Raw genomic sequence first — 23,511 nt, 5'->3', positions numbered from 1 at the left:
GATGCGAACGACCCTGCCATCCCCTGCCCCGGCCGCCGCGCCGGAGCAGGAGTCCCCGCGCCGCACCCCCGGGGCATGGTCGCTGCCGTTGTGGGTGGCGGTGCCGGCGTCCGCGGCCGCCGGACTGCTGCTGGATCTGGCGTCCCCACCGGTGGGATGGTGGCCGGTGACGTTCGTCAGTGTCACGGTCGCCGTGGTGACACTGATCGGCCGCAGTATCGGCGGGGCGCTGCTGGTCGGCACCGTCTTCGGCGCCGTGTTCTACACGACCCATCTGGTGTGGGTGGGGGAGTTTCTCGGCCCGGTGCCGTGGCTGGCCCTCGCCGGGCTGGAAGCGGCCCTGTTCGGCGCCGGGGCGGCGCCGATCGCCCTCGCCTACCGGTGGACCGCCCGCTACCCGGCCCGGGGCCTGGTGCAGCTGCTCTTGGTTCCTCCGCTGATCGGGGGACTCTGGGCGGCCCGTGAGGTGGTGATGGGCGCATGGCCGTACTCCGGGTTCCCGTGGGCCAGGGTCGGGATCACCCAAGTGGGCGGGCCGTTCGCGGAAGTCGCGTCGTGGACGAGCGTGACCGGCCTGTCACTGCTGATCGTCGTGATGTGCGCCGGCGTGGTGCAGTGGATCCGCGCCGGCGGCATCCGGTTCCTAGTGGGACTGCATCCCGCGATCAGTGTCGCCGCTCTCCTGGTCATCGCGCCGCAGTTCCCCACCGCGCCGGCCGGGGAGTTCCGGGTCGGCTGGGTGCAGGGCAACGGTCCCACCGGGTACTTCGACGACAAGACCCCCGGCGAGGTCCTCGCCGCACAGACGGCCGCCACCATGCCGCTGTACGGGCAGCCGATGGATCTGCTGGCCTGGCCGGAAGGCGGCGTCGATGCCGACCCCCTGAACACCTCGGCCGCCGCTGCTGCCCTGGACCGGGTCGTGAAAGCCGCGGGGGCGCCGTTGCTGATGAACGCCGCCACCACCCGCGGCGACGACATGTTCAACACGTCCCTGCTGTGGACTGCGGATCCCGCAGGCCGGCAGTGGCACGACAAGGTCAACCCGGTCCCGTTCGGGGAGTACGTGCCCGACCGGTGGTTCTACGAGCTGCTCGCCCCCGACCTGGTCGGGCTGATCCAACGCGAGTACACCCCCGGCAGCAACCCGCCGCTGGTGCAGGTCGGGGACGTCGGGGTGGGATTGGCGATCTGCTTCGACGTGATCTACGACACCGTCATCTGGGACGCTGCCCGCGCCGGCGCGGAGATGTTCGTGTTCCAGACCAACAACGCCGACTTCCGCGGCACCGACGAGAACCTACAGCAGCTCGCGTTCGCCCGGATGCGCGCCATCGAAACCGGCCGCGCCGTCGTGAACGTCTCCACGGTCGGCACCAGCCAGGTGATCGCCCCGGACGGCACCACCCTCGACGGCATCGGCGTCGACACCGCAGGCGCGGCGATCACCACCGTCCCGCTGCGCACCGGCCTCACCCCCGCGACCGTGCTCGGCCCCTGGTTTTCAGGACTGGTCCTTGTTGTCGCCGGCGCCGCCCTGGCGGTGTTCGGATTCGCTCACCGTGCCCATGTCCGGTCGGGCACCAGGCCCCGCCGCTCTTACGAACGGAGTCGGCCATGAGCGCAACAAGCCGACCGCTGATTCGGTGGGGCGCAGAACCGGTGGTGAGCAGGCGGGCTCTGCTCGGTGCGGGCACGGCCGCTGTCGCCGCCCTGTTGGTGGCCGGCCCATTTCTGCCTGCCGCGTTCGCGGCAACTTATCCGTCCTGGGATGACGTGCAGGCCGCGAAAGCGAACGAAGCCACCAAGGCCGCCGAAGTGCAACGGATCCAGGGCCTCATCCAGAGCCTGACCGGCGAGGTCGCGCGCACTCGCACCGCCGCCGAGCAAGCCGCCGGCGCGTTCTACACCGCCCAGCAGGAGTACTTCGACGCATCCATCCGCGCCGACACGTTGCAGTCCCAGGCCGACGCGGAAGCGCGGAACGCGACCGACGCGGCGAACAAGGCCGGCCGCATCGCCGCTCAGCTGTACCGCGATGGGGGCGACACCACTTCCCTCGAGCTGTTCTTCTCCGGGTCGGCTGCGACCGCGGACGATCTCCTGTCCCGGCTGGGCGTGATGGACAAGCTGCTGGAACGCAACCAGACCGTCTACGCTGCGGCGCTCACCGCCCGCGATGCCGCGCAGAGCCTGACCGATCAGGCGGTGGTGGCCCGGGATGAGCGGGACCGGCTGCGCCGGGTCGCCGAGCAGAAGATGCTCGAGTCGCAGCAGGCCGCCGATGCCGCACAGGTCGCGCTGGACACGCAGTCCCTCTATCTCGGCCAGCTGCAGGCCCAGCTAGCCGCGCTCGAGGACACCACCGCGAGGACCGTCGCCGACTATCAGGCCGGAGTGGAAGCTGCCCGGATCGCAGAGGAGCAGCGGCTGGCGGCAGTGCGGGCCGAAGCGGAGCGGCTCGCCGCCTCAGGCGGTGGCGGCGGGGCTGTGGTCAGCTCCGGGTGGGCGCGACCGACCTCCGGGCATCGCACATCCGGGTTCGGGCCGCGCAGCTCCCGATGTGGCAACGGATACTGCTCAACCAGTTACCACTACGGCGTCGATCTCAGCGGCGGGTGCGGCGCCGGGATCTACGCCGCAGCGGCCGGCATCGTCGTCTACGCCGGGTACAACGGCGGCTACGGCAACTACATCAAAATCGACCACGGCGGCGGGATCGGCACCGGCTACGCTCACATCCGCCCCGGCGGCTTCTACGTCGGATACGGCCAACGTGTGAACGCCGGCGACCTGATCGGCAGCGAAGGCAACACCGGCAACGCGTTCGGCTGCAACCTGCACTTCGAGGCCTACGCGAATGGCTCCCCGATCGACCCCACCGCGTTCCTCGCCTCCCGCGGCATCTCCATCTGACCCAACGCGAAAGAGAGCTCCTCATGAATGAACGGATCACTTCATCACTAGGCGAACAGCCCCAGACGCCGCTCACCAGACGTAGCCGGCGCCAGCAGGCCGCCGCGCACCTACTGCCCGCGCCGCCCACACCTGGCGAATACTCAATGCCTCCTTCGTCCACCCAAGCCCGGCCGGTCCGGACCTTGACGGCCCTCTCAATGGTCTGCGGCCTGGTTGCCACATTTGCACTCCCTGCATACGGAGCTGGGCAACCCACGGACCAGGACTCCCCGACCTTGCAACAGGTTGCCTCTGAAGACGCCCAATCCCTGGTCGTGGCCTCCGGCAACGGCGGTGCCCAGTTGAACCGGGAAAGCTATGCGGCCACCACCCCGGAGGAAATCGAGCGGAAAAAGGCGGCGGAGGCTGCTGCGGCGCGCGCTCGCGCATCGGGTAGCGTCGCCTCGATTCCGTTCGACCCGAGCATGGTCAGTCCCAGTAGTGGGGTGGTGCGGTGGCCGCTAGGCGGGCCGTTCAGGGTCACCGATCGGTTCGGGGCTCGCGGCGGCGCCCACATGGGAACTGACATGGTAGCCGCCGGGGGGACCCCCGTCTACGCGTCGCTGGACGGCATGGTGCGGATCTCCCAGGATAGTTATGCGGCATATGGGGTGACCGTCGTGGTCGACTCCGTGTTGAACGGGCAGCGGGTGAGCACGGTCTACCCGCACATGCAGACCGGAAGCCGGCAGGTCGCCGCCGGGCAGACCGTCACGGCCGGGCAGCTGGTCGGACTCGTCGGCAGCACGGGACGCTCCACCGCGAACCATCTGCACTTCGAGGTCTACCTCGACGGAACCGCCGTGGACTCGCTGGCCTGGCTGGAAGCGAACGCGGGCTGACCCATGTGCCGCACGGATCTACCGCGCCACCCCGCTCGCGCGCACCCCCTGACCGCAACGACGAAGAGGACGACCCTGCCATGACCGGAACCGACGCGCTCTCCCTCGACAGCATCTCGCTGCTTCTGGTGTGGACGGCGATCGCCACCTACCTACTCGCGTTCATCGCGTACACCCTCGACCTGGCCGGGCGCTCCGTCCCGGCCAGCGTCGCGCAGCGGGAGCCGGCCCTGGCCGGCGCTCCCGCCCGGGCGGGCCAGCAGACGGACAACGCCGAGAGCGGGTCGGTGGACAGCGTTCGCACGCCGCCCGCGCAGCGTCAACGGCTGCTGTGGGCGCGGATCGGGACGTCGCTGACGGTCCTCGCGTTCCTGTTTCACCTGGCCGGCACCATCCTGCGCGGGATCGCCGCGGAGCGGGTGCCGTGGGCGAACATGTACGAGTTCGCGCTGACCGGTACGGTCCTGATCGTCGCCGTCTACCTGCTGGTGCTGCGCCGTTACGACCTCCGCTTCCTCGGCGCGTTCCTAGTCGGCATGATCGTGCTGCTGCTGGGCGGGGCGACGATCTCGTTCTACGTCGAGGTCGTCCCGCTGATGGATCCGCTCAAGAGCGTGTGGCTGATCATCCACGTCTTCGTCGCCTCCCTGGCCACAGCGCTGTTCGCGATCGCCTGCGGCATCTCCATCACCCAGCTCCTGCAGGCCCGCCGGGAGCGCCGCGCCCGAGCATCCTCGGACACTGCCCGCGCAGCCGGTCCCGGGTTCCTGCGCACTCTGCCCACCGCCGACGCGCTCGAGTCCCTCGCGTACCGGTTCGCGATCGTGGGGTTCGTGTTCTGGACCTTTACCCTGATCGCCGGCGCGATCTGGGCCAACGACTCCTGGGGCCGCTACTGGGGCTTCGATGTCAAGGAGGTGTGGACGTTCGTGATCTGGGTTCTCTACGCCGGCTACATCCACGCCCGCGCGACGCGCGGCTGGCGCGGCACCCGCTCCGCCTGGCTGTCCATCATCGGGTTCGTCGCGGTGCTGTTCAACTTCACGATCGTGAACATGTTCTTCCAGGGCCTGCACTCCTACTCCGGGCTCACCTGACCCCGCACCCCTGCTCCGACCGCTTGCCCGAACCGAAAGCACGCAGATGTCCTCGATACCCGCGATTTCCGCCATCAAGCGTGCGGACAACCTTAAACGCGGACAGTGGTCCCGCCACCCGCGACGGGAATGAGTCCTCGCGTCTTGGGGATCGCCGGTCCTGCGATCCTCGTCGGGGTCGCACTCATCGCCTTGGTCGGGGCGTTGTGGTTCGGTGGAGGTGCAGCGCAGATCCCGCTAGGCGACGCCGGCCCTGCCGTGCGCTGGGGGCTTCCGGTCGCGAAACTGGTCGTGAATCTCGCGGCCGCGGGCATGGTCGGTGTGCTCGTGACTGCGTTGTTTACGCTGCGGGCCGGGGAAAGCGCGTTCGACGTCGCCCTCGACACCGCGTCGATCTCTGCCGCCGTGTTCACCGTGGCCGCGGGCACGACCGGGTTCCTCACGTTCCTCAGCGTGTTCAACCCGGCCATCGACGCCGGCCCCCAGTTCGGTGCCCAGCTCGGCCGGTTCCTCGTCGAGCTCGAGGTCGGCAGGACATGGCTGATCACGACGGTCGCCGGCGCCGCACTCACCGTCCTGACATTCGCCGTGCGGTCCTGGGCGGGAACGCTTTTGGTCGCCCTGGTGGCGGTGGCCTCGCTCGTGCCGATGGGCACGCAGGGGCACTCCGGCGACGACGCCTTCCACCACGAGGCGATGATGGCGCTCATCCTGCACATCATCGGCGCCGCCGTGTGGCTCGGTGGGCTCCTGCTGCTCATCGCCGTCCGTCCGGCCCTCGACCGTCACCGCATCCCCGATGTCGTCGCCCGCTACTCGAGCATCGCTCTGGCCGCTTTCGTGCTCGTGGCCGTGTCCGGCACCGTGCGCGCCGCCATCGGCCTGCAGGAGTGGTCCGATCTGCTCTCGCCCTATGGCGCGATCTTGGGCGTCAAGGTCGTCGCGCTCGTCGGCCTCGGCCTCTTCGGGGCGTGGTACCGCACCAGCCTGATCGGCAGGATGCGCAGCTCAGATGCGGCATCCCGGCCTTTCTGGATGCTGATCGCGTTCGAGCTGGCGCTGATGGGCGTGGCCAGCGGCGCCGCCGCAGCGCTGGCCCGCACCCCGCCACCGAACCCGGCCCCGCTTCCCGAGACCCGCTCGCCGGCGGAACGACTCACCGGCGCGCCGCTGCCCCCGGAACTCACGATCGAACGGTGGGTCACCACGTGGAACGTGGACCTATTGTGGGCGGTGCTCGCCGGATTCGCGATCTTCTTCTACCTTGCCGGTGTGTGGCGGCTGCGTCGCCGCGGCGACGCGTGGCCGGCGTATCGCACGATCATGTGGATCGCCGGCATGGTGCTGCTGGTCTGGGTCACCGGCGGAGTCGTCAACGTCTACCAGGGCTACCTATTCAGCATCCACATGGTGGGCCACATGCTGCTCACGATGGCGATCCCGGTGCTGCTAGTCGCCGGCGCCCCGGTGACGCTCGCCGCCCGGGCAATCCGCAAACGCGACGACGGCACCCGCGGCGGGCGCGAGTGGATCCTGTGGGCGGTGCATTCGCCCGTCGCCCGCATCCTGACGAACCCGTTCGTCGCTGCCGCCCTGTTCATCGGCTCACTGTGGGTTTTCTACTACACCGACCTGTTCCGCTGGTCGCTGTACGACCACCTCGGCCACCAGTGGATGATCGCGCACTTCCTCATCACCGGCTACCTGTTCGCGCTCTCCCTAATCGGCATCGACCCGGTGCCGTGGCGGCTTCCCTACGCCGGCAGGCTGCTGCTGCTCATCGGCGTGATGGCGATGCACGCGTTCTTCGGCATCGCCATCATGATGCAGTCGGGGCTGATGGTCGCCGACTGGTTCGGCGCGATGGGTCGCACCTGGGGTGCCACACCGCTCGAGGATCAATACACCGGCGGCGGCATCGCCTGGTCGATCGGTGAGATCCCCACCTTGATTCTCGCGATCACCGTCGCGATCCAGTGGAGTCGCAGCGACGCCCGCGAGACCAAGCGGCGAGATCGACACGCCGACCGCACCGGCGACGCCGAACTCGAGGCCTACAACGCACGCCTCGTCGAGCTCGCCCACCGAGACGCTCGCAGCCGCAGGTAGAGCGCACCGCATGACTACGAAGGAAGAACTCGCCGACCGGTACGGTCGTACCCCGCGGCCCCTCCGCCGCCACGTATTCTGGATCACCGTCGCGACGGTAGCTGCCCTTTCTATCGTGGGGCTTTCCTGGCTGACCATCTCGAATGCGATCGACGACGTCGGATTCAACGAGACCGGTTATGAGCTGGTCGATGCCCGCACCGTGAGGGTGTCCTTCCAGGTCACCCCACCCGCCGAGACAACGTTCGCGTGTGCTGTGCAGGCGCTGGACGAGGACTTCGGCATCGTCGGTTGGCGTGTCATCGAATACCCCGCGTCCGCGCAGATCACGCGAGCCCTCGTGGAGACAATCCGTACCGTCGCGCAGCCAACGACCGGCACCGTGCAATCCTGCTGGGCGACATAGCCGCGCGCAGGCGGCTCGCTCAGCCGGATTGCGGCTTACGCGTTCGGCCTGTCTTCGTGGTCGATGCCGTGGTGCTCCTTGCCGCGCTCAAAGTTGAGCAAGCGGAGCGCGTTGACAACCACGATCAGGGTGGAGCCTTCGTGGATGAGGACGACCGCGCCAATGTTCAGCCCAAGGAACGTCGCGAGGATGAGGAACGCGACGATCGCGAGGCTCGCGATGAGATTCTGCCGGATGATCCGGCTGGTCGCACGGCTGAGCCGCACCGCGAACGGGACACGGCCGAGATCATCGCTCATCAGCGCGATGTCGCAGGTCTCGAGCGCAACGGTGGAGCCGGCGGCGCCCATCGCGATACCGATGTCTGCACGCGCCATCGCGGGAGCGTCGTTGACGCCGTCGCCGACCATCGCGATCGGCCGGTGGGCTTCGGCCAGGTGGGTGATCTGGGCGACCTTGTCTTCGGGGAGAAGCTCACCGATCGCGGTGTCGACGCCGACTTCCCGGCCGACAGCGTCGGCGACACGCTGGTTATCGCCGGAGACCATCACGAGCCGGCCCACGTCCGCGGCCCGGAGGGCGCTGAGCACCTGACCGGATTCTGCGCGTGAGGCATCCATCACTCCGACGATGCCGAGGAACCGGTCTCCGCGGCGCACGATCATCAGCGTCTGACCGGAGTCCCGCGCGCGCGTGTATGCGGCAGCAAGCGTGCCGTTCAGCGCGAGCTGCTGCTCGTCGAACATGCGGAGGTTTCCGACGTCGACCCGATCTCCGTCGATCGTCGCAGTGACGCCACGACCGACGACTGCGTTCAGGTCGGTCGCGGTGAGCCGCTGAGTCTGGGGGACGCGGGGCTCGAAGTCTCGGACGATGGCCTCGGCGAGAGGGTGGTCGCTGAGGGATTCGACGGCGACAAGCGTGCGGATCAGCTCGGCCTCAGGGACATCGCCGTCGGGAGTGATGGACGTTACTCGGGGTGCTCCCCAGGTTAGGGTCCCGGTCTTGTCGAACGCCATCGCCTTGACCCTTCCGAGCGTTTCGAGCGGGGCGCCGCCCTTGACGAGCACGCCGGCGCGCGCCGCACGGGCGACACCCGCCAGGACCGCGGCCGGGGTCGCGATAGCGAGGGCGCAGGGGCTGGCGGCGACGAGGACCACCATGGCGAGGTAGAAAGCGTCGGGGAACGGCTGCGCGAACGCGAGCCAGGAGACCAAGAGGGTGACCGCGACGCCGAGAATCACCGCGGGCACGTACCAGCGCTGGAAACGGTCGATGAACTGCTGGGTAGGGGACGCGGCCTGGTCGGCGGTGCGGACGAGCTCGACGACCTTGCTCAGCGTCGAGTCCGCCGCGGTCGCGGTGACCTCGGCCTCGAGCACGCCGGGCCCGTTCACGGTGCCGGCGAACACCCGATTGGCGGCGGGGAGCGTGTCGACGGTCCGCATCGCGCGCTCCGGATCCCCCACCGCCTCCTTCTCCACCGGGATGGACTCCCCGGTCACCGCGGACTGATCAACCGCAGACACACCCGATATCACGAAGCCATCTGATGGGACGCGGGAGTTTGGACGGATTACTACAATGTCCCCGACCACGATCTCCTCCACCGGAACCTCCACCGGCTCCTGGTCGCCACGGCGCACCAGCGCCCGGCGGGGAGCGAGCTCGGCGAGGGCCTCGATGGACTTGCTCGCCCGGCTGAGGGCGTACTCCTCGAGCGCGTGGCCGAGGCTGAACAGGAACAGCAGCACCGCACCCTCCGCCCACCGGTCAATGAGCGCGGCACCGATGGCGGCCACCAGCATGAGGAAATCCACTTCGAACCTTCCGCTTAGCGTCGAAACGATTGCGGTGCGGAACGTGAAGAACCCGCCGAAGAGGTAAGTAGCGAGGAAGAACACAATCGGCCATCCGACCATCGGCAACCCCAACGCAAACTCGGCGATCATCCCGCCCGAATAGGTGACGCCAGCGGCGATCGCGAACCACAGTTCCCACCTGGCCGAACCGTGGGAATGGTCATGCGTCCCAGCAGCGGGCGCGACCGTCGTCGGAGAAGAAGCAGTCATGCCACGATAATACATCACAAGATCATGATATTTTGTATGTGTGAATGATTATCGTGATTGGAGGGCACACTAGTGACCATGGTGGGTGGTGAGACGCGTCGGGAAGCAGGCTCCCTGTCGGTAGCGGATGCTGAGCGGCTCGCCGAGACCATGCGAGCGCTGGCCTCGCCTGTGCGGCTGCGCATTCTGAGCACCTTGAGTGTTCAGTCGAGTACCGTGACCGACCTCAGTGAGCGGCTGCACATCGGCCAGACGACCACATCGAACCATCTGCGGCTGCTGCGGCATCTGAGCCTGGTCATCGGCACGCGCGCCGGCCGACACATCCACTACTCACTCTTCGACGACCACGTCTCCGAACTGCTCGCGGAAGCTATTGGGCACCTTGAGCATCTGCCCGGCGGAAGATGACGCATGACAGATCTCGCCCGATCGGCAAGGGCAATCCCGCGTTCACGTCAACGAGCTCTGCTGCGACCGGGGAGAGCGTCGCTGCCGGCCCGCAGCCGCTGCATGGTTGCGTAGCCGATCGCCGCGGCGGCCATTAGTCTCGTGCAGGAATCCGCCATTACTCGTCGAATCCTCAACTCGAATCTGGTGCCAACTACCGTGGGAACCCATCGCTCTCTTCGCCATCTCGAGCGGGAACCTACACGTACTTCACATGGCTCCGTCTTGACGGCCAGCGCCTAGGCGGCGCGATCGATGGACGGTAGCGTGTCGGCACAGGCGTTCGCCGCCGGGGCCGGACCGGGCTTGCAGGCCATCGTCGCCGGTCGGATGGTCGCCGCCGGCTGCGCATCCCGGATCACCGAGCGCTGGGCACGTCCGCTACCCACCTAACTCACCGCGATCGTCGCGGCGGAAGAGGCGGTGGGGGTGACGGAAACGGTAGTGGCGTGGGGCGGACAGATACGCGGTGCGATCAGCGTCGCCGACACCATCAAGCCGACCAGACCCGGAGCAGTCGCGCGGCTACGCGAGCACGGACTAACCCCACTGCTGCTCACCGCCGACAACCCCGGCGCCGCCCGCGCCAGCGCCGATCAGGTGGGTATCGAAGACGTCCGCGCCGGGGTCACGCCGCAGGGCAAGCTCGACGCCGTCCCAGAGTTGCAGGCCGCAAGGCGGGTGGTCGCGATGGCACCGGTAACGACGCTGGCATCACCGCCGCCGACCTAACCACCGTCTCCGGCGACCGCGCCCCCGGCGCCGACGCGATCCGGCTCGCCCGGCGCACCCCGGGAACTATCAAGAGCAACCTGCCTGGGTATTCACGTACACCGTCGCTGCCATACCGGTCGCGATGCTCGCCCTGCTTCACCCCATCCTCGCCGACGCCGCGATGGCGTTCAGCAGCGTGTTCGGGTCCAGCAACAGCCTTGTTGGACGCAGACCCTGGACGCTGCGTGACGGGGGCTCGATATCAGGAGAACTCCGGGATGGACACGGCCGTCGGCTTGGTGCTGGCCAACCTGCGAGTCAACAGTTACGTCGCCGTCGCCGAGTATCCGGGGGGTGCTGGAAGCAATCGGACGTGGATCGCCGCGCACCCTAACCGACCTGGATATCCTCGCGATACGGCCACGCACCCGGCGATGATGTCACCCGGCGCTGGGTGCCCGCCCGGGCGGAAAGTGTCAAGGCGGGTGAGACAGATTCCGTCAGGCGGTCTGTATGAGGGCCTCCTGTGAGGGCTGGTTGATCCAGGCGGCCTCGGGCAGCTTGGGCGCCTGGGGTCGGCGGTGGCCGAAGCGCTCGGGACGGGCGGCGTAGGCCGCGTCCAGGGTGGCCTGGCGCTGGGCGCGGACCTGCCCGGCGGTGCCGAAGTGGACGCTGGCGGGGGTGTGCAGCCCGATCCCGCAGTGGCGGTGCTCGTGGTTGTAGTAGGCGAAGAACTGCTCGGCGAACGCGCCGGCGTCGGCCAGGGACCCGAAGCGCTCGGGGAAGACCGGGGCGTACTTCAGCGTCTTGAACGCCGCCTCGCTGTAAGGGTTGTCGTTCGACACGTGCGGGCGGGAGTGCGACCTGGCCACCCCGAGGTCGACGAGCAGCTGAGCGACCGGTTTGGAGGTCATCGAGGTCCCGCGGTCGGCGTGGATCGCCTCCGGCACGCCATGGATGCCCATGGCGTGCTCGAGCAGGTTCTTGGCGATCTCGGCGTCCTCGCGGGCCGCGATGGTCCAGCCCACGACGAACCTGGAGAAGATGTCGAGCACGACGTACAGGTCGTAGTACACGCCCCGCTCCGGCCCCTTGAGCTTTGTGATGTCCCAACTCCACACCTGCCCCGGCGCCGTCGCGACGAGCTCGGGCCGGGTCCGGGGCGGGTGGCTCGCCTGCCGGCGCCGTTCCCCGGCCATGTCGTGCTCGCGCAGGATCCGGTGCATCGTGGACATCGAGCACAGGTAGGTGCCCTCGTCCAGCAGCGTGGCCCAGACCTGGGCGACCGACTTGTCCGCGAACCGCTGGCTGGTCAACACGGCCAGCACGTGGGCCCGCTCGGCGGCGGACAGCTTGTTCGCCGGTGCCGGCCGCGGTGTCCGTGGACGTGGCGGTGGCGGGTTCTTGGCCCGGTAGTGACTGGCGCGGGAGCGACCCAGCAGCGCGCACGCAGCCGCGGTGCCGACGTGCTCGGCCAGCCCGTCGACGGCCGGGTTGATCACCGCGGCGACCGCGGCGGCTTGTCCGCGCTCTCGGAGAGCGTCTCCAAGAGCGCGTGTGCTTTTCCCATCAGGTCCAGCGCCGCCCTGGTCTTGGCCAGCTCGGCCTCGGCCTTCTCCGCCCGGGCCCGTAGCGCCTGCAGCTCCCGCTCGCGCCGGTCCCGCGGCTTGCTGCCCAGCCCGGACAGCGAGCCGGCGGCCGCGGCCTTGCGCCACTCGATGATGTGGGAGGTGTACAGGCCCTCCCGGCGCAGGATCTCCCCACGCCCAGAGCGGTCCGCGGCGTCGTACTCGGCCAGGATCGCCGCTTTGAACTCGGCGGTGAACGTCCGCCTCTTGGGCCGGTCAGCACGAGGAGCCATAGCCCCATCATCGGTGCCGACGTCAGCAACCGTCATCGTCATCTCAGTATTGGTCCGTTCTCGCCCCGTGCAGTGCGAAGGTCAGCAGTGCTGGTGTCTCACCCCATCCTGACGCACAGGGGGGACGCCATATGTGATCGTGGACGAGTTCAAGGAGAGCCCGCTACGGATCAACCGGGCGATGCTGATCCCGCGGTGCTCCAGGCTGCGTTCACTCGGTTCGGCTGCTGCGTGCCCACGCACGCACCTGCGCTCATTGACGAAGTGCTTACAACTAGGCAAACCGCAGCACCGGAGAGCGCCTGATTCGCAGTGTCTCGTTCGGCAACTCTGCCCACCAGAACCGATCCGGCTCCTGGCAAACCGTCCCGCCAGCTCGCATCCGCTCGATTCCCTGCACCTGCATCTGGTCCGAAACTGGGCCACTCTTGGACGCACACCGATCAAGGACGACATCCTCGGGCTGCTCACCCTTGTCGAGACGGCCCATCGCAGCGGTGGATCGGCTCGATGAGCCCGGAGGGGCACCTCCTCGATACTTCGAGACTTACGCTCGATCTGGACGCAAACGTGTAGGCCGTCCGACGCAGGAGTACCGGGCGCCAGTGGTGACGCTGGTCCAGGCGGTACCGTGGACGCGGGAAGGAGGTCGGCGGTGAAGCACATCCGAGCTCCGATACGCACTCTCTCCGGTTTGCACCGGCTGCTGCTGACCTTTTTGACCGCCTTCCTTGTGATCATTGGTCTGGTGGCCATGCATACCCTCGCGAGCGGGCTCAACGCGGAGCATCGTGAGACCCCGAACGCTCCGCCACGAGTATGGAGAATTCCACGGCGAGCATGCTCGATGCTGCGACCGGGGTGAGTCCCGAAGCCTGGGCTGCGCATTGTGCGGGCGACTGCGACGGTCGTTTCAGTGGGATGCCCAATCACTCGATGCTGACGGTCGCGTGCGCGCTCGCTCTGCTCTCCGTCCTTGTCCTCCTGTTGGCCCCGATGCTGCTCGGTCGCGTAGGCGCCGCCCTTTCCCTGCTGCGCCTGCACGGTCACAGCGTCCTCGCCGCGCTGCCGCATCCGCGACCACCCTCACTCATCGTTTTGTCGATCAGTCGAACCTGATTCCCCGCCGTCCCGGCGCTCGTGTCGCCGGGGGCACTCTTCGCCCTGCCCTCTTCCGGGCCGGGAATCGGCTGACCCATTCGACTAATAGACAGGGACAATCTCTGGTGCGTTTCCGTACCCTCGCGCTAACCGCAGGCGCTCTCATTGCCGCGCTCGTTCTCGCAGGCTGCGCCTCCACCAACAACTCGATTCCCAGCAAGTACTACGGCCCCGGCAACAGGAGCAACGCACCGCTCGCCCACACCGGAAAGGCTTCGGTCAGCTCGGCAGACGAGGTGTTTGTCATGACGATGATCCGGCACCACAAACACGCCATCCAGATGGCCGATCCGATTCTCGCCAACGACGGCATCGGCGGACAGGTCGTGACTCTCACCGAGCAGATCGAAGCAGCCCAGGACCCCGAGATTCAGACCATGAAGGGCTGGCTCGAAGAGTTGGGTATCCAATACGACGGATTATTGTCCGGGCATGAGTGACATTGCGGGGATGGGCCATGGCGACGGGCTGAACCGGGCGAATACCCGCGTCGTGGGCTACCCCTAGCCGACTCGTCATCGCGGTCTCGCCAGCCAAGGGCACGAGAACCGGCGAACCGACCCTGCCTCAAACACCACCAGAGCCAGAAGGAACTGTGATGACTGATCCGAGAACCGTGAGGCCGGGCGTGGGTGGCATGAGCCGCGCAACCTCGAAGGACGTCACCGGATCCCACCTGGCCCGCCGGCTCGGCATGATCGCTGTCGATGCGAACCGGTTCGCCCACTGCCACAACATCTACCACGCCGAAACCGCCATGACGACCGTGCTCGGCTATCGACAATGAGCGGAGCGGAATGCGCGGCTCGATACCGACCGCGACCGCAGTGGGTAGAGGAGGCAACCCCCCGATCGGTGGCGCTGTCGCACCAGTCCGCCTACCTTCGCACAGCGCGGTGAGGCACTGTGGCGAAGGATCGTCGGTGCCTGTCGACGGAGTCCGACGAGGCCACGGCAGTCGATCGGACAGGCGTCGCGCTCGACCGAGGCGGGCTGGCATTGGCCACGACCGTAGAGACTACTCGGATGCTCCCCACAAGCCGGGCGGTATTCGAACACGCGAAAATCGTCTTCGTCATGGAGGGTCTGGTCGACGTAGAAACGGTCGGGGGACCCATCTCCTACACCCTGGCATGTCGCTCGTCCTCGGCAGTCGCAGATGGTGTCGAGTGCGGCCGCTACCCTCCGTTCGCACATGGACGCTCTACGTCAATGAGGAGTTTCTGAGAACGCAGAGCAATTGGCTTCTTCCGCACCGAGATCGAGTGATATCTGGTGTGCATTTGCGGGATTGGGACGGCGCCCCACGTGTCCTTCATCTCGGGCTATCGGCGCTCCGTGCCCTTGAGCCGATCTGGCGGCAGATGAGTTTGTTACGCGATGAAGCAACGCCTCCAGAGATCGTCGCCGTGCGGACGGTGGAGCTCTTTGCCCGCGCAGCGGAACAGGCTCTTCCCGTCCTACTCGCTCCCCACGAGCGGAGCGCTTCTCCCGCGGGGCAGCAGATGCCCATCAGCGGCCGGCTAACGGAGCCTGAACTAGTCGGTCACGTTGGAAGAGCAATACAACTCCTGCGTGAGCGCATGGCTGAGCCCTGGACCGTCCTCCGTCTTGCAGCCGCAGTCTCCGTCTCCCGCACCCACCTGACGCGCCTATTCGTCACACATACCGGCGCCGCTCCGATGGTGTATCTCAGGGAACTCCGACTAACAGAGTTCACACGCTTGCTTGAAGAGTCAGACCTATCAGTAGCGAGCGCAGCGGCGCAGGTCGGTTGGACGGATGCCAGGGTTGCATCAGCGTGGTTCCGCAGGAGGTTTGGTACGACGCCATCGCGCTATCGAAGCGCGCCTCACCCATCCTGCTCCGAAAGCACTAGTCGATGACAGAACGATGGCGGGGAACCTGGCCCATCCAGTCCAGCATCGCGGCGTGTGACTCGTGGTTCTCGTACCCTGAACCCCGATTGCTCAACAGCCATCGACCAAGCGCAGTCCGGCAGGTAGACCCGATGGGACACGTCGGGTTCATGGGAGAGCCTGGCGGTCGTTCTCCATGGCGTCCGTCTCGGTCTCCTGATCCTCCCGGCGCACCTCATAGTCGCAAGGGCTACCGGCACATGCCGCCAGCCCGCGGGGAGGAGGTCAGCGACTGCGATGGACGAAGAGTCACGAGCCGCGCGGGACGCGAAGCTCGATGAGCTGCACGCGCGGCTTGCCGGTGCGGTTGAGCGGCTGGTGTCTGGTGACGACTGGCGGCGTGCGCTGGAGTTCGCGGCGCGGTTCCGGTCGCGGTCGTTCGGGAACACGCTGCTGATCTTTGCCCAGCACCTCGACGCCTACGAGAAGGGCCGCGCTTCCGACCCGGAGCCGTCCCACGTCGCCGGGTACAGGCAATGGCAGTCGCTCGGCCGGCAGGTCGTCAAGGGGCAGCCGGGCTACATGATCTTCGCCCCGGTGACGGGACGGTTCGCGTCCTCGACACCGAAGGATGCCGAGTCCTGGCGGCGGCTCGGGCGGTTGGAGAAGCCGAAGCCGGGCGAGGCGGTGCGCTCGCGGATGGTCGGCGCGAAGCCTGCGTACGTGTGGGATGCCTCGCAGACCACGGGCGATCCGATTCCCGAGCGGCCGGTGCCGCGGCTGCTGGAAGGCGAGGCACCCGCCGGGCTGTGGGACGGTCTGGCCGCGCTGGTCGAGGCGGACGGCTACCGGGTGCTGCGTGTCGAGCACGAGGGCATGATCCGCGGCGCGAACGGCCTGACCGACTACGCCGCGCGCACGGTCGCGGTGCGGACGAACATGGACCCGGCCGCGCAGGTGAAGACGTTGGCGCACGAGCTCGGCCACGTCCGCCTCCACGGCCCGGACAACCCCGATTGGGCGAAGCACCGCGGGATCGGGGAGGTCGAGGCCGAGTCGGTGGCGCTGATGATCGGAGCCGCGCACGGCATGGACACCAGCTCCTACTCCGTGTCCTACGTCTCCGGCTGGGCCGGCACGGTCAAGGACAAGGAGCCCGCCGAAGTCGTGCAGTCCACCGGGGAGCGGGTGCGGAAGACCGCGGCCGCGATCCTCGACGCCCTCGACACCGTGCAGATTGGAGCCGGCGACCCGCCCGGTCTGAACCGCGACGCCGCAGCCCGGCCGCGCGCGGAGCGCACCTCGCCGCCGCCCGTCGAGCAGCGCGCCGTGTCGGCGGCCGACGCCGCGGTGAGGAGCCTGTGATGAACCCCTGGCGCTTGTTCGCCGCCGTCGCGCCGCTGCCGCTGCCGCTGGCGGCAGCGCGGTTCGTCGGCGCCGGGGTGCCGATCTTCCCGTGCGTGCCGGACGGCAAGCGGCCGCTGGTGGAGCACGGCTTCCATGAGGCGACGACCGATCCCCGGCAGGTGCAGGCATGGTGGAAGCGGTGGCCGACCGCGAACATCGGGATGCCGACCGGGCCGGCGTCGGGCTGGGATGTGGTCGACGTCGACGCCAAGGGCTCGGATGCCGGGTTCGCCTCGTTCGACCGTGCCCGCCGCGCCGGGCTGGTGACCGGATGGGCGGCGCTCGTGCACAGCGCCTCTGGCGGGATGCACGCCTACTACCCGGCCGACCCCGACCGCCCGCAGCCGTCGTGGCAGGCGGCGAAGGCTCAGGTGGACTTCCGTGGTGCCGGCGGCTACATCATCGTCCCGTCCTCGATCATCCGATCCGGCGGCGAGGTGGTCGGCCACTACGGGCTCCTGCACAGCGCCAAGCCGGAGGTCCGCCCGGTCGATGCGGCCGCGCTGCGGAACTTCCTCGACCCGCGCCCTGCCCCGTCGTTCCGCCGCACCGGGGCCGAGTCACGGGGGCAGGATGCGGAGCGGCTGGCCGGGTGGGTCGCCGCGCTCGGGGAGGGCGAGCGCAACCGGGGCCTGTTCTGGGCCGCGTGCCGTCTCGCGGAGGCCGGCGCGTCCCCGGCGTCGGCGCTGGATGCGCTGGGGCCGGCGGCCGAACATGCGGGTCTGCCGCCGCGGGAGGTGTTCGTGACGATCCGCTCCGCCTACCGCGCGGTCGGCGCCGCACCCCCACGCCCGCAGAGCGCCGCGCCAGGGCAGGCGGAGCCGCCTCGCCGGGCGGCGGGGGTCGGAAGCCAGGTGCTCTCGTGAACCCGGTCATCCGGACACGGGGCGCCCGGCTGGCGGTGGTCACCGCCGTCGCGGGGACGGTGCTGATCGCGGCCGGCGCGTTCTGGCTGTCCTTCACCGCCCTCGCGGACCTGGCCCGCCGCTCCGGGGTCGATGCGGGGCAGGCGTGGGCGTGGCCGGTGATCGTGGACGGACTGATCGTGGTAGCCACGGTCGCCGTCGTCGCCCTCGCCGGGCAGAAGGCCGCCTGGTATCCGTGGACGCTGCTGGCCGGGGGTGCGCTCATCTCGGTCACCGCGAACGCGCTGCACGCCATCGTCGCCGCCGACGCGGACGTGCCCGGCGTGCTCGCCGCGTGCGTGGCCGCGGTGCCGCCGCTCGTTCTGCTGGCCTCGACGCACCTGACCGTGGTGCTCGTCCGCTCCCGCCCCGCCGAGGAAGTCGAGTCTGTCAACCCGGAGGCCATCGTCGACGTCGTACCGGCGCTGACCATTGAGAGCCTGCCCGAGCCGGATGTCAGGGAACGGCCCGTGGAGGACCATTCTGGCCGGCGGCAGGTCGCGGCTCGGCTGCGGGAGGAGGGGTGGTCGAACAAGGCGATCGCCCGAGAGCTCGACGTCGCACCGTCCACGGTGGGCCGGTGGTTCCCGAAGCAGGAGACGGCCCTGGATGGTGCACCTGATCGGCAGGAGACCGAGAGGGAGCTGATCGCATGAACGAACACATCACGCCGCGTTCCGTCGTCCGCGACGATGCAGATGACCAGGAGCGCAGGCTGGCGAAGGCCAACGAAGCGGAGACCTCGGAGCTCGCTCGCCACACGGACCCCTCGCTCGTGGCGAAGGACGAGGTGGCGAAGGCGAAGGCTCACGAGGTCGAGTGGGTGCGTCCGTCTGAGTTGCTGGTGTCACGGTCGGGGCGGATCGCCGGGCGCGGGATCGACTTCCAGGCCGAGTTCGCCCGGCGTTCCCGCCACGCGACCATCCAGACGGCAGGCGCGACCGGCCGCGGCGTGATGAAGGCGGGGCATGCGGTGAGCGAGCGGGCTCGGAAGCTGCCCCCGGCGTCGGCGTTCGGCCGTGGGTCTGGGGGGCGGTTCTCGTGGGTGTCGCGCTCCGGGATCGGGCTGGGGTGAGGTAGCCATGCGCTCCCCCGGCACGACGGCGAGCCCGGCGGCTGGATGGCGGGTGCGCACCTCCTGGTCAGGAGGTGCCGGAATGCGAAGCACAAGCGCCCGCGACCGTCGGAATCGTTTCGAGGACTCGGAGGCGCTGCGCGCCCTGCTGAACCGTCTGCACCAGGCGGGACGCGGCGCATGGCGGGATGACCCGGAGGCGGCCGCGCTGATGAGGCACGCCGCCGACAAGTACGCCGCTCTGGCCCGCAAGCACGGGCTGGACCCGTGGGAGGCCGCGTCGGCGGCATTCGAGGCGATGCGGGGCGCCGCCACGAGGCGGGCGGAGGACCCGTGGGCGGTGGTGACCCGAGCGGTGCAGGTGACCTGCATCGGCGAGGAGCGCGGCAACGGGCTGCTGGTGTCGGTGCACCAGGCCCGCCGGCCCCGCTACTCCGTGTTCCACGACGCGGAGCGGTTCAGCGACCGCGAGAACCCCCTGTCCGACTACCACCCGGCATTCCACGCCGACCCGTTCGCCGACCACGAGGAGCCCGAGGACTCGCCGGCCGAGCCGGTGACGACCGTGGCCGCGGCGGTGGAGGACACGATCGCGTTCTTCTCTCTGCTCGGGTGGGAGCCGGGCACCGCCCGCGCGGCCGTCGAATATGTCACCGCGAGGCTTGCCGAGGCGGCCTCCCGCTCGTCGGCGTTCGAGGGGCTGCGCCGCGACCGGCAGGCCCGTGCGCTGCTGGACCTTCCCGGCGCGTCCTGGTCGGCGCTGCTGCGGATCGTGCTCGGCACCCCGGACCCGGCCTTCGCGCACACCAACGCGGGCCGCGGCGTCCTGCTGCGGCTGCTGATCGGCGAGCCGCTGCGCGCGCTACTGCTGGACGACGGCCTCGTGCTCGCAGCGGGCCTCGCCGCCCCAGGGATCGAGCGCCGATGAGCACCACACCGGCAGGGCACATCGAGCTGGAGCGCACCGTGGACTCCATCACGGTCGGGCGCCGGCACCGCCACGACCTTGGAGACCTCGCCCCGCTGGTCGAGTCGATCCGCCGGGGCGGCCTGTTGCAGCCCATCACGATCACCCTCGACGGGCACCTGATCTGCGGCGCCCGAAGGCTTGCCGCGATCAGAGAGCTGGGCTGGAAGACGGTCAATGTCTGGGTGCGGGCGGGGGTGTCCGACCGGCTCGGGCAGCTCCTGGCGGAGCAGGACGACAACCTCCTGCACAAGCCCCTGACCCAGTTGGAGGCCGCCGCCCTGTACCGGGAGCTGAAGGTGCTGCTGGCCGAGGACGCCGCGCGCCGTCAGGAGGCCACCCGGTTCCACGCCGCGGATGAGGCCGGGGAAGACGGTGCCGCCAAGTTGGCGGCACCGTGGAACACGACCCCCGGCGACGCGCGGGCGCAGGCCGCCCGGATGGTGACCGGCCGCGCCTCCTACACGACGTTCGAGCGCATCGGCCGCCTCGAATACCTCGCCGCCGACGAGTCCCAGCCGGAGACTGTGCGCCAGCGCGCCGCGGAGGAGGTCGAGCGGATCAAGGCCGGCGGGAAGGTCTACCCCTCGCACCTGCGGATCAACGCGGAGCTGACCCTGGCCGATCTCGACCAGCTCGCCGCCGACCCCGCCCAGCCGGCGGAGCTGCGCGCCCAGGCCCGCGCCGAGGCCGCCGCGGTGCGCGGCGCCGAGCAGGAGGCGAAGACCGCGGAGATGGAGGCGCTGGCGCAAGCCGCCCTCGCCCGCGTCAGGGCCGCGAAGAGCGCTGGGCGGAAGGGCAAGCGGTCGGCGCTGTCGGCGTTGGAGACGAGTGAGCCGGTGCCGTTCCCGCTGACGGTGTTCACCGCGACCTGGGACGACCTGGCCGGTTGGTGGCTGCACTACGACCCCGCCGAGGTCGGCCCGGCGCTCACCGAGGAGCAGTGGGTCAGGTTCGAGCAGGCGGTCGACGGCACCCTCGCGTTCGCGGACGCGGCCCGTGCCGCACGGCGCTCCCGCGCCGAGCACATCGCCTGATCCGGCTCGGGTGCGACGCAGCGCACCTGCCTGGCGACATCACATCTCGCCCGGGAAGGGACTCGCACATGGACCCCGCCGCCGACCGTCGCCGTCGCCGCCTGCTGATCGCCGCCATCGCCGGGGGCCTGGCCCTGCTGATCCTCGTCGGCGTCGGCATCTACGGGCTGCTACGCGGCCCCGGCACAGTCCGCCCCGATCCTTCGGACGCACCGCCCCCGGCCGCCACGGCCTCGCCCGAGCCGGCCAGGGGACGGAGCCGGCGGCGGTGCCGCACACCGGCGACCCCGAGGCGTTCGCCCGCAACGTCGCCACAGCCCTGTTCTCCTGGGACACCGCTTCCGGCTACGGCCCGTCCGACTACGCGCAGGTGCTCGCGGACGTGGCCGCGACCGCCGAGGCGGATGCGCTGGTGAGCGACGTGCGCGCCTACCTCCCCACCGCGGAGGCGTGGGCGCAGCTCCGGCAGTACGCGACCCGCCAGTGGCTCACCATCGACACCGCCGTCATCCCCGACGCCTGGCAGACCGCCGTGGAGCAGGCCGCCCCCGGCCAGATTCCCGCCGGCGCGACCGCGTACACGATCACCGGCACCCGGCACCGCGATGGCACCTGGGGCACCGAGTCGGTCGAGGCATCCCGGCCCGTCGCCTTCACCGTGTTCCTCGTCTGCACGCCCCCGATCCCTGGCCGCGGCAGCTCGGGGCTGTGCGAGGTGCTGCGGCTGTCCGAGCTCGACAACCCGCTGCGCTGACGGTGGGTGACCTGCCGTGATGAGGAAGCTCGCCGCCCTCGCCGTCGCGCTGCTGTTCTTCGCCCCCGCCACCGTCCTGCTGGGCGTGGCGACGGTGGTCAACCCGTCCGCGTCCGCTGCGTGCCTGCCCGGCTCGCTGATCGTCGGCCCGATCCCGGACTCGCTGACCGCGACCACCCGGGACGGCACCACGATCACGCTGAACCGGGCGCAGCTTACCCACGCCGCGACGATCATCACCACTGGCTCGCAGACCGCCGGGGTCGGCCGGCCCGGCGTGGTCATCGCGCTGATGGCGGCCCTCACCGAGTCGAGCCTGCGGATGCTCGCCAACACCGGCGCCTACCCCGAGTCGGGCGACTACCCGAACGACGGCAACGGATCGGATCACGACAGCCTCGGCCTGTTCCAGATGCGGCCCGCCGCCGGCTGGGGCACCGTCGCCGAGCTCATGGACGCCGCCTACCAGGCCCGCGCATTCTACGGCGGCGAGGCCAGCCCGAACTACCCGAGCCCCAGGGGGCTGCTCGACATCCCCGGCTGGGAGGGCATGGACCCTGGCGAGGCCGCCCAGGCCGTCGAGGTATCCGCCTACCCGGACAGGTATCAGAACTACCAGCCAGTCGCCGAGGCGATCCTGACCGCCCTCACCCGGCCCGCGGGCTCAGGCAACGGGGGCGGGGCGGCGCCGGTCGTGCCGGAGACTACCCGGCTCGTGTTCCCGCTCCCCGAGGGGACCTGGGTGCGCACCAGCCCGTTCGGGTGGCGCGAGGACCCGACGACCGGGGATCGGGCGTTCCACTCCGGCAGCGACTTCGCTGCTGCGGACGGCACGCCGATCCTCGCCGTCGCGGACGGCCTGGTGGTGCACGCCGAATACTCCGGCTCCTACGGCGGGCTCGTCATCATCGAGCACACGGTCGGCGGGCAGCGGGTCGCCTCGTACTACGCCCATATGTGGGAGACCGGCATCCACGTCGTCAAGGGGCAGACGGTCACCGCGGGGCAGCACATCGGCGACGTCGGCTCCTCGGGGAAGTCGACCGGCCCGCACCTGCACTTGGAAATCCGCCCCGGCGGGCAAGGCGCCGAGGCGGTCGACTCCGATGTGTGGCTCACCGAGCACGGCGCCGAAGGCGTCGCCGCCGGGGACACGACTCTCGCCGCCTGCACGGGTGGGGATGCGTGATGGACGTGTTCCCCGACTTCGACGGTGTGGGCGGCTCCGCCGAGTTGCAGTCGATCGTGGGCGCGCTGCTGATGTTCGTGCTCATCATCGCCGTGCTCATGCTCATCGTCTGCGCCATCGTGTGGGCGGTCGGTGCCGCGAACGGCAACTACCAGGCCGCCACCAAGGCCCGCACCGGCCTGTGGGTGTCGGTCGGCGCCGCTGCGCTCGCCGGCGCCGGGGTCGCGTGGATGAACTTCCTGCTCGACCTCGGCACCCAGCTCTGACCGCCCAGGCCGGCCGGGCAGGCAGCGCGCACCTGACCGTCGAGAACTCCGTCTCGACCATCAAGGAGCACAACCGTGATCGACATCGACCCCAACTCGTCCGGCCTTCCCGGGATCGAGCAACTGCGCATCATCGTCGGCGCGGTGATGACCGTTGGCCTAATCCTCTCCGTCCTCGCCCTCATCATCTCGGCGATCGTGTGGGGCTTCGGCGCCAACTCCTCCAACCCGCACCTCGCTTCACGCGGCAAGCTCGGCGTGCTCGTGTCCTGCGGGGCGGCGATCATCTGTGGCGCCGCGGTCACCCTCGTCAACTTCTTCTGGGGCGTGGGGCAAGCGGTATGACACCGCGTAGCGAGCGCCCGGCTAACGAGGAGCCAGG

25 protein-coding genes are annotated in these 23,511 nt (G+C 69.4%); 23 read left to right on the top strand and 2 right to left on the bottom strand.

Annotation, left to right across the window (positions count from 1 at the left end):
* Position 1: 1 nt before the first annotated feature.
* From lnt to IT882_RS05550, 6 genes are all read left to right on the top strand, one after another.
* A complete protein-coding gene (gene lnt / locus IT882_RS05575; RefSeq protein ID WP_195693507.1) occupies positions 2–1,621 on the top strand; it encodes an apolipoprotein N-acyltransferase in 1,620 nt (539 codons plus the stop codon).
* The gene (locus tag IT882_RS05570; RefSeq protein WP_229382327.1) at positions 1,618–2,916 is read left to right on the top strand and encodes a M23 family metallopeptidase; all 1,299 of its coding nucleotides are present in this window, start codon (positions 1,618–1,620) and stop codon (positions 2,914–2,916) included. Before lnt ends, IT882_RS05570 begins: the two co-directional genes overlap by 4 nt.
* Before the next feature lie 557 nt (positions 2,917–3,473).
* Positions 3,474–3,800 carry a M23 family metallopeptidase gene (locus tag IT882_RS16360; protein WP_229382326.1) on the top strand — a complete coding sequence of 109 codons (327 nt, stop codon included), beginning with the start codon at positions 3,474–3,476 and terminating at the stop codon, positions 3,798–3,800.
* A gap of 80 nt (positions 3,801–3,880) precedes the next feature.
* Entirely contained in the window at positions 3,881–4,897 is a 1,017-nt protein-coding gene (gene ccsB, locus IT882_RS05560; protein WP_195693505.1) for a c-type cytochrome biogenesis protein CcsB, read from the top strand.
* Positions 4,898–5,026: 129 nt separating this feature from the next.
* On the top strand, positions 5,027–7,006 hold the full coding sequence (locus IT882_RS05555; protein ID WP_229382378.1) for a cytochrome c oxidase assembly protein: 1,980 nt from the start codon (positions 5,027–5,029) through the stop codon (positions 7,004–7,006).
* A gap of 10 nt (positions 7,007–7,016) precedes the next feature.
* On the top strand, positions 7,017–7,412 hold the full coding sequence (locus IT882_RS05550) for a DUF4307 domain-containing protein (RefSeq protein ID WP_195693504.1): 396 nt from the start codon (positions 7,017–7,019) through the stop codon (positions 7,410–7,412).
* 35 nt (positions 7,413–7,447) lie between these two features.
* On the opposite strand, the gene IT882_RS05545 is transcribed toward IT882_RS05550, so the two are convergent.
* On the bottom strand, positions 7,448–9,484 hold the full coding sequence (locus IT882_RS05545) for a heavy metal translocating P-type ATPase (RefSeq protein ID WP_195693503.1): 2,037 nt from the start codon (positions 9,482–9,484) through the stop codon (positions 7,448–7,450).
* 78 nt (positions 9,485–9,562) lie between these two features.
* Here IT882_RS05545 and IT882_RS05540 point away from each other — a divergent pair, with 78 nt between their 5' ends.
* From IT882_RS05540 to IT882_RS16355, 3 genes are all read left to right on the top strand, one after another.
* A complete protein-coding gene (locus tag IT882_RS05540) occupies positions 9,563–9,895 on the top strand; it encodes an ArsR/SmtB family transcription factor (RefSeq protein ID WP_195693502.1) in 333 nt (110 codons plus the stop codon).
* Between the two features lie 306 nt (positions 9,896–10,201).
* Positions 10,202–10,327: a hypothetical protein gene (locus IT882_RS16885; RefSeq protein WP_267490542.1), complete on the top strand. Its 126-nt coding sequence runs from the start codon at positions 10,202–10,204 to the stop codon at positions 10,325–10,327.
* A gap of 36 nt (positions 10,328–10,363) precedes the next feature.
* The gene (locus tag IT882_RS16355; protein ID WP_229382325.1) at positions 10,364–10,666 is read left to right on the top strand and encodes an HAD family hydrolase; all 303 of its coding nucleotides are present in this window, start codon (positions 10,364–10,366) and stop codon (positions 10,664–10,666) included.
* 482 nt (positions 10,667–11,148) lie between these two features.
* On the opposite strand, the gene IT882_RS05530 is transcribed toward IT882_RS16355, so the two are convergent.
* A protein-coding gene (locus IT882_RS05530) for an IS3 family transposase (protein WP_370428832.1) occupies positions 11,149–12,545 on the bottom strand; the annotation gives its coding sequence in 2 pieces (ribosomal slippage) (positions 11,149–12,209 and positions 12,209–12,545; 1,398 coding nt in all).
* A 900-nt stretch (positions 12,546–13,445) separates the two neighbouring features.
* Between IT882_RS05530 and IT882_RS05520 the strand changes: the two genes are divergently transcribed.
* The 14 genes from IT882_RS05520 (at position 13,446) to IT882_RS05455 (ending at position 23,474) form a co-directional block, all read left to right on the top strand.
* Entirely contained in the window at positions 13,446–13,628 is a 183-nt protein-coding gene (locus IT882_RS05520) for a hypothetical protein (protein ID WP_195693501.1), read from the top strand.
* Positions 13,629–13,735: 107 nt separating this feature from the next.
* Positions 13,736–14,110, top strand: a complete 375-nt coding sequence (locus tag IT882_RS05515; RefSeq protein ID WP_195693500.1) for a DUF305 domain-containing protein — start codon at positions 13,736–13,738, stop codon at positions 14,108–14,110.
* A gap of 158 nt (positions 14,111–14,268) precedes the next feature.
* The gene (locus IT882_RS05510; protein WP_195693499.1) at positions 14,269–14,457 is read left to right on the top strand and encodes a hypothetical protein; all 189 of its coding nucleotides are present in this window, start codon (positions 14,269–14,271) and stop codon (positions 14,455–14,457) included.
* 10 nt (positions 14,458–14,467) lie between these two features.
* Positions 14,468–15,556 (top strand): helix-turn-helix domain-containing protein, encoded by a 1,089-nt coding sequence (locus IT882_RS17265; RefSeq protein ID WP_418887770.1) that lies wholly within the window; start codon positions 14,468–14,470, stop codon positions 15,554–15,556.
* Between the two features lie 270 nt (positions 15,557–15,826).
* Complete coding sequence (locus IT882_RS05500) at positions 15,827–16,894, top strand: ArdC-like ssDNA-binding domain-containing protein (RefSeq protein ID WP_195693497.1); 1,068 nt, start codon at positions 15,827–15,829, stop codon at positions 16,892–16,894.
* Positions 16,894–17,802 carry a bifunctional DNA primase/polymerase gene (locus tag IT882_RS05495; protein WP_195693496.1) on the top strand — a complete coding sequence of 303 codons (909 nt, stop codon included), beginning with the start codon at positions 16,894–16,896 and terminating at the stop codon, positions 17,800–17,802. The genes IT882_RS05500 and IT882_RS05495 overlap by 1 nt, the downstream gene beginning before the upstream one ends.
* A 35-nt stretch (positions 17,803–17,837) precedes the next feature.
* On the top strand, positions 17,838–18,497 hold the full coding sequence (locus IT882_RS05490; protein ID WP_195694120.1) for a DUF2637 domain-containing protein: 660 nt from the start codon (positions 17,838–17,840) through the stop codon (positions 18,495–18,497).
* Positions 18,494–18,916, top strand: a complete 423-nt coding sequence (locus tag IT882_RS05485) for a hypothetical protein (RefSeq protein ID WP_195693495.1) — start codon at positions 18,494–18,496, stop codon at positions 18,914–18,916. Before IT882_RS05490 ends, IT882_RS05485 begins: the two co-directional genes overlap by 4 nt.
* Before the next feature lie 82 nt (positions 18,917–18,998).
* Positions 18,999–19,844, top strand: a complete 846-nt coding sequence (locus IT882_RS05480) for a hypothetical protein (RefSeq protein ID WP_195693494.1) — start codon at positions 18,999–19,001, stop codon at positions 19,842–19,844.
* Complete coding sequence (locus IT882_RS05475) at positions 19,841–20,920, top strand: ParB N-terminal domain-containing protein (protein ID WP_195693493.1); 1,080 nt, start codon at positions 19,841–19,843, stop codon at positions 20,918–20,920. The genes IT882_RS05480 and IT882_RS05475 overlap by 4 nt, the downstream gene beginning before the upstream one ends.
* A gap of 268 nt (positions 20,921–21,188) precedes the next feature.
* Positions 21,189–21,674: a hypothetical protein gene (locus IT882_RS05470; protein ID WP_324253929.1), complete on the top strand. Its 486-nt coding sequence runs from the start codon at positions 21,189–21,191 to the stop codon at positions 21,672–21,674.
* A gap of 19 nt (positions 21,675–21,693) precedes the next feature.
* Entirely contained in the window at positions 21,694–22,863 is a 1,170-nt protein-coding gene (locus IT882_RS05465) for a M23 family metallopeptidase (protein ID WP_195693492.1), read from the top strand.
* Positions 22,863–23,129: a DUF6112 family protein gene (locus tag IT882_RS05460; protein WP_195693491.1), complete on the top strand. Its 267-nt coding sequence runs from the start codon at positions 22,863–22,865 to the stop codon at positions 23,127–23,129. Before IT882_RS05465 ends, IT882_RS05460 begins: the two co-directional genes overlap by 1 nt.
* Positions 23,130–23,204: 75 nt before the next feature.
* Entirely contained in the window at positions 23,205–23,474 is a 270-nt protein-coding gene (locus IT882_RS05455) for a DUF6112 family protein (protein ID WP_195693490.1), read from the top strand.
* Positions 23,475–23,511: the final 37 nt, after the last annotated feature.

The organism is Microbacterium schleiferi, assembly GCF_015565955.1.
GTDB classification, from domain to species: domain Bacteria; phylum Actinomycetota; class Actinomycetes; order Actinomycetales; family Microbacteriaceae; genus Microbacterium; species Microbacterium schleiferi_A.
Note: the sequence above shows the minus strand (reverse complement) of the source record. Positions and strands in the feature narration are given on the sequence as shown.